Raw genomic sequence first — 5,379 nt, forward strand, 5'->3', positions numbered from 1 at the left:
TCATAAATAAGGCCTTTTTTCTACCTAAAATATAGCGTTATCGCTAAAGATCCTGTCTATGAGCGGTGATAACCATTTAGACTCCTTAACAATGTGGTTTCACGATGCTTTTGGATTTGAGCAAAATGGTCGTAATAAACAAGCGAAACACCAAAGTCAGATCCATTCAGAAAAATACCATATCAATGTTGAAAACTTTAATGGTGAAACCCTCAATAATGCTCTTACTGCATACCTAGGTTATCAATTACTGCAAAATGAACACCATGGTATTTCCATCGGGGGAACCTTGTACTACAAGTATGTAGATTCAGGCCCATTTGTTGATGAAAGTTTCCAGCAAAGCGTACAAATCAATTACGGTTATCACAATGGCAATCACCATGTGAACTCGACTTTAGGAATGAGTTTCTTACACAATACAGAACCGTTATCGCAAAATGCCTTCGAATCACATTACTTAATGTTGGGGCTGGGTTACGAATATCGTAGCGGTAGGCACGGTTGGTTAGCTGAATATCATCGTTATGATGGCATGGTGAGTTGGGATAAAAACTTCTCAGAAGCCTCTAATGAAGCGGTGTTAGGTTATCGCTATTACTTCAATAACAGCGCCATCGAATTCACTATGGTTGAGAACTTTTTAAACATGGATAACAGTGCTGATATAGCTTATGTACTAGGTTATCGGCATAAATTTTAGACTCTAGGCCGCTTCGCAGATAGTGCGCTGCGCTTCTAGGGACAGCTGCGCTGTTAAGCTTAGATCCTAGGTTCTAGCCATCTAGGCCTTTGCTTTTATAGCATCTAGCTGCGAAGGGCTCTAGTTACCTAGGTGTTTTATTCTGCTAAACAACCTAACACTCTATTTCTGCCACGGCCTTTGGCTAAGTACTATTATTTATCTGCCGCTTCAACTAAATTTTTATTAGGCACATCATACATCGGCACTACCGTTGCCCCCTGCGCTTACAGTAACAAATTCAAATATTAGTGAATTTATATGAGCTATTTTCAATGACACTGTACTGTGAACAATTTGCTGAGCTAAATAAGTTCCGCCAATTAAATCGGTGTTTGGTAGCACTCAGATAAACTCTTCAACACCATAACGCACGATTAAGTCATAAGGACGATTAACCGTGTCTTGTATCTTCTGCGCAGCGATGCGTAAGCACGTATCGCCTTCAGTGTGGCCTTGGGTATCATTAAAGTGCTTAAAGAAATCGATATCCAATAAAATAATAGTCAATGGCTGATTTTCCCGCGCACATTGTAGCCAGCTTATAGGCAGCACTTGAGCAAGATTATTAGATTTAGAGTGTAAAGTCGGGGTTTACGCCATTGCTACAGTAATGAAAAATTTGGGATTAAAAGCGATTAGGCCAAAGAAAAAGCATTACTATCCTAACACTGGTGACGAACATGTTTACGCACCCAATTTGCTTAAACGGCAGTTTAACCCTACGACTTATAACACTCATTGGGTGGGTGACATTACCTACATAAAATCACATCAAGGATGGAGTTATTTAGCCTGCGTACTTGATTTAGGAACGAAAGAAATCGTTGGGTATACCTTATCAAGCCAACCCAATGCAGCGTTAGCGACAGCGGCATTAAATAACGCGATACAACGTCAAAGACCCAATACACAGGCATTGATGTTTCACTCCGACCAGAGTTGCCAGTACTCAGCTAACGTGTTCAGAGAAAAGCTAAAGCATTTAGGTATTGAACAAAGTATGAGTCGCAGAGGAAATTGTTGGGATAATGCCGTGATGGAACGATTCTTTAGGAGTTTAAAGACTGAAAGATTGAACCATTTAGCCTTTGTCAATCACAGTTCTGTAGTCAGTGTGGTTGAGTAATATATCCAGTTCTACAATTACAAACGCAGACATTCAACAATAGATTATAAGACGCCACATCAAAAATATAATGAGTTAAAAAAAGCGGCTTAAAATCTCTCCAGAAATACTTGACCATTATAATTAGAGATAGTTGTATGGGTTGAGCTCATTGGCATGACAGGTCATCACCAAACTGTACAAGTTGGCACTTGCCTTTACTTCAGCTACCGATGTTGAGAACAGCCTGACTTACACCTAAGAATTGCTGTCAACATAGTCTTGCTTGAACGAATGAGTTTCGTTTAAATGCCTCTTAATGTTAATCCCATTCCCAGTAGCATTTCTATCAGGTATAGTTCTTTATAGCGTCAACTGCTTGTATTGCTTAAATATGTGGGAACCTGGTTTTTTATGTGAGAACTTCAACCTGCGAGCAGCTGGCTCTCATATCTATCCTTAGTGTGCTGGTTGTTCTGATAATATAAGCGCTGTATAGTATGCTAACTTATTTTATAGCGCATATGCAGAACTGAATAGAATGATAAAACAGCACCCAAAGGGATTTACGTTAATTGAGCTGGTAATCGTAATTATCATACTTGGAATATTGGCCGTAGCCGCAATATCCAAATTTATCAATTTACAGGGGGATGCCAGAAACTCAGCCATGAGCGGCCAATTTTCCGCCTTTAAAGGTGCTGTTTCTATTTATCATGCTGGTTGGAATGTAGCTGGTAATACGAGGGCAATAGAAAAACTCGCCGGTTTTGGTGAAGGTAATGTGGCATCAAGCCCTGAAGGTTATCCATACTCGACATCAGGAATTGCCACTAGTACATATGAGGCCTGCAGTGAGCTTTGGCATGGCATCACAACGACAGACTTTACTATTGGTTATGTTGAAGATACAGACTTAATGACGTCAGATATCGATATTGCTTATACATATAGTAGTGATCACTGTATCTACCGTGACCTATACTTTATTCAACGCGGTGAAACAACAAAAGTGATGAACTATTACTTTAATACAGGCAAAATCGAAATTATCGATGCATTTTATAATTGAGATAGGTCACATCTGCAATCTTTACCTGCTCTACAAATTGGCTGATACTTTTGAATTATAAGGCACACCATAATGATTAATGTGACCCTGTATTACTTTTCCGCCAGCACCCTTTTTCTCAATATTTTTCATAAAGTCGCTTACGAAACTCAAGTTTAATTCGCTTGAGGTGGGAGATTTATCTTCTTGTAATGGCCTAATGAAACTGTACATCTTTATGGCTTAAAATAAGCAAAATCTTAAAACTATTTACCATGATTAGAAAAACGAAAATCACTGTCCGCATCCTTCAAAAATTAGAAGATGCCAAGCTCATTGCCGAACAGGGTTAGACTAACAAGCAAATTGAAGACTTGTCAGTTGTGGGTAAATCGGTGGTGTCTAGATGGAAAATACAGTACCAAGCTGAATTAGTCGGTAAAATCCCAGAAAATACCAAACACTAACTGAAAACCAACGAAGAATAGAGCTTATAGAAGTCAAACTAAAACAGACCATGATAGATAATGATATCTTAATAAATGCTGTTGCTTTCTTCATTCGTGACAGTCAAAATTTAACAATCCTGTACATTCTTACTGAGCCAAGCGCATATTCCAAACTAATTTTGGGGCGTGCGACATGAGGTCATATGAAGCCCTATTCACCGCTTTTGAGTGAACCATCTGTATCACCAGATGTGTAGGTATAGGAGGTTGGAACAAGCAAAGGCTGCATTATAACGATGTAGATACAGACTTGTGTCTGGTCACGAAAGTGAGCCTACTTCCGACTGGTCTCCCGTTGCAAGATAATTTGAAGAACTTTATTCAAGGAGACAAACACTGATTAGCGACTCATATTTTCCCCAGTTGCTAGTAGCCAATGCGGTTTATCGGCGTAGTGAAGCGACCGAAAAACTTAGTGCCCACAACCTAATATTAAAAATAATTACAAGGTTAATGGCTTAACTGACACTGTAGAGAATTAATTGAACTTACTGAAATTAAAATATTTTAATGATTAGCGATGGTGCTAACAGAACTTGCTAACACAGAAAAGTTGCCCTATAACAATCACATCAACAGCGTTCTCGACCTGGTATTTACCTAATAAAGGTCACACCTCACGTGTTCGGGCTTGTTCAACTCTTGGGGTAAGGCGCGGCTTCTCCTTATTTGTATGGATACGGACAAAAACCTATATTTTAGGTAATTCAATGATTCGCAACTCTGACATACTCTTGTAATTATATACGATTTAATTATCATGAACTTTCTACAAACCTGATTTTTCAGATATATACATATATGAATAAGTAGTAAGAAAATTATCTATACAATTACAAAGAATACAACATAAACAAACCCTTACAAAGTCGCTGATAAAATTAACATGGTAAGTTTATTTATCAAAGAGCCATATTGTGATGCTGTGAACTACGATATTGTATTAGCGATTCTTGCAGCCAGGTTACCCAAATATCCATTCCTATTCCATTTTTAGCTGATAAAGTTATAATATCGGTTTTATCGGATAATTCACACACTGCTCGTTTTACACTCTGAATTGAAAAGTTATCAAAATCAGGTAATAGGTCAGCCTTGGTCAGTAATACGGCATCAGCCTCTTGAAATATTACCGGATATTTAGAGGCCTTATCATCTCCTTCAGCTACAGATAAAAGTACAATGTTCAGATGTTGGCCAAGATCAAATATTACTGGACAAACAAAATTAACGACATTTTCCATAAACAGAATATCAACTTTGTCAAAATCAAGTTCCATGATAGCTTTGTTTATCATACCTGCATCTAGATGACGATCCACACGGGGAGTAATCTGAAGAACGGAGGTTCCATATTTACGGATCAAGTTGGTATCATTGCCTGTTCCTAGATTGCTCTCGATAACTGCAACACTAACACCATATTCTTCCAATATCCCAATACTAGCTTCTAACAGACTTGTCTTACCACTGCATGGAGACGACATTACATTGATTACCAATATGTTACGATTATTAAAAAATGCTCTGTTATGTTCAGCTTGATGGTAATTATCATGTAATGAATGTTCTAATACTTCAGTCGATCTGCTTCCATCAAACCAGCTAGTGTACTCTTCACTTTCTTGAAGAAGATGATGGTTACCATCGAATATATGCCAGTTACAAGTATTACGCATAATAATGAACTCCGTTACTCTAGCCTTATCGTATTAAGGAATGATGAGCTTTATCTCTATTATACTCTTGAATTGAGGCTACCCCAATATTTAGACAAATGCACCTAATCCTTTTCATACGAAAACTCATTATCAATCATCTCTGCTAATTCTTTAAGTTCCTATTCACGCCCTATGTCAGGATTGTTGTCGCCTCAATTATAAAACTCCAAATTATAATCATCATTATAACGGCGTTTTTCAAGGTAGTTGTCGCCTAAGCTGTTAAGCTGCTTCTTTTTTGTTCTCTG

The 5,379-nt window shown here is 38.0% G+C and carries 4 protein-coding genes and 2 pseudogenes; 4 read left to right on the top strand and 2 right to left on the bottom strand.

Annotated elements, in window-relative coordinates; genetic code table 11:
* Positions 1-58 precede the first annotated feature (58 nt).
* Positions 59-703, top strand: a complete 645-nt coding sequence (locus IEY42_RS21535) for a DUF3187 family protein (protein ID WP_229780241.1) — start codon at positions 59-61, stop codon at positions 701-703.
* A gap of 384 nt (positions 704-1,087) precedes the next feature.
* Here the strand turns inward: IEY42_RS21535 and IEY42_RS21540 are convergent, their stop codons facing one another.
* A complete protein-coding gene (locus IEY42_RS21540; RefSeq protein ID WP_229780243.1) occupies positions 1,088-1,252 on the bottom strand; it encodes a diguanylate cyclase in 165 nt (54 codons plus the stop codon).
* Positions 1,253-1,301: 49 nt separating this feature from the next.
* Between IEY42_RS21540 and IEY42_RS21545 the strand changes: the two are divergent.
* The 3 genes and pseudogenes from IEY42_RS21545 to IEY42_RS22515 all read left to right on the top strand — a co-directional run.
* Positions 1,302-1,964: pseudogene (locus tag IEY42_RS21545) on the top strand (IS3 family transposase); the annotation flags it as partial.
* Between the two features lie 427 nt (positions 1,965-2,391).
* Complete coding sequence (locus IEY42_RS21555) at positions 2,392-2,922, top strand: prepilin-type N-terminal cleavage/methylation domain-containing protein (RefSeq protein ID WP_188927245.1); 531 nt, start codon at positions 2,392-2,394, stop codon at positions 2,920-2,922.
* A gap of 254 nt (positions 2,923-3,176) precedes the next feature.
* A pseudogene (locus IEY42_RS22515) lies at positions 3,177-3,465 on the top strand (transposase); the annotation flags it as partial.
* 847 nt (positions 3,466-4,312) lie between these two features.
* Here the strand turns inward: IEY42_RS22515 and hypB are convergent.
* Positions 4,313-5,089, bottom strand: a complete 777-nt coding sequence (gene hypB / locus IEY42_RS21560) for a hydrogenase nickel incorporation protein HypB (protein ID WP_188927246.1) — start codon at positions 5,087-5,089, stop codon at positions 4,313-4,315.
* Positions 5,090-5,379: the final 290 nt, after the last annotated feature.

The organism is Shewanella algicola (assembly GCF_014648035.1).
GTDB lineage: Bacteria > Pseudomonadota > Gammaproteobacteria > Enterobacterales > Shewanellaceae > Shewanella > Shewanella algicola.

Bases quoted from the DNA above. Each gene is read 5' to 3' on its own strand.
- IEY42_RS21535 (WP_229780241.1), top strand. From the start codon at position 59: ATGAGCGGTGATAACCATTTAGACTCCTTAACAATGTGGTTTCACGAT.
- hypB (WP_188927246.1), bottom strand. From the start codon at position 5,089: ATGCGTAATACTTGTAACTGGCATATATTCGATGGTAACCATCATCTT.
- IEY42_RS21555 (WP_188927245.1), top strand. From the start codon at position 2,392: ATGATAAAACAGCACCCAAAGGGATTTACGTTAATTGAGCTGGTAATC.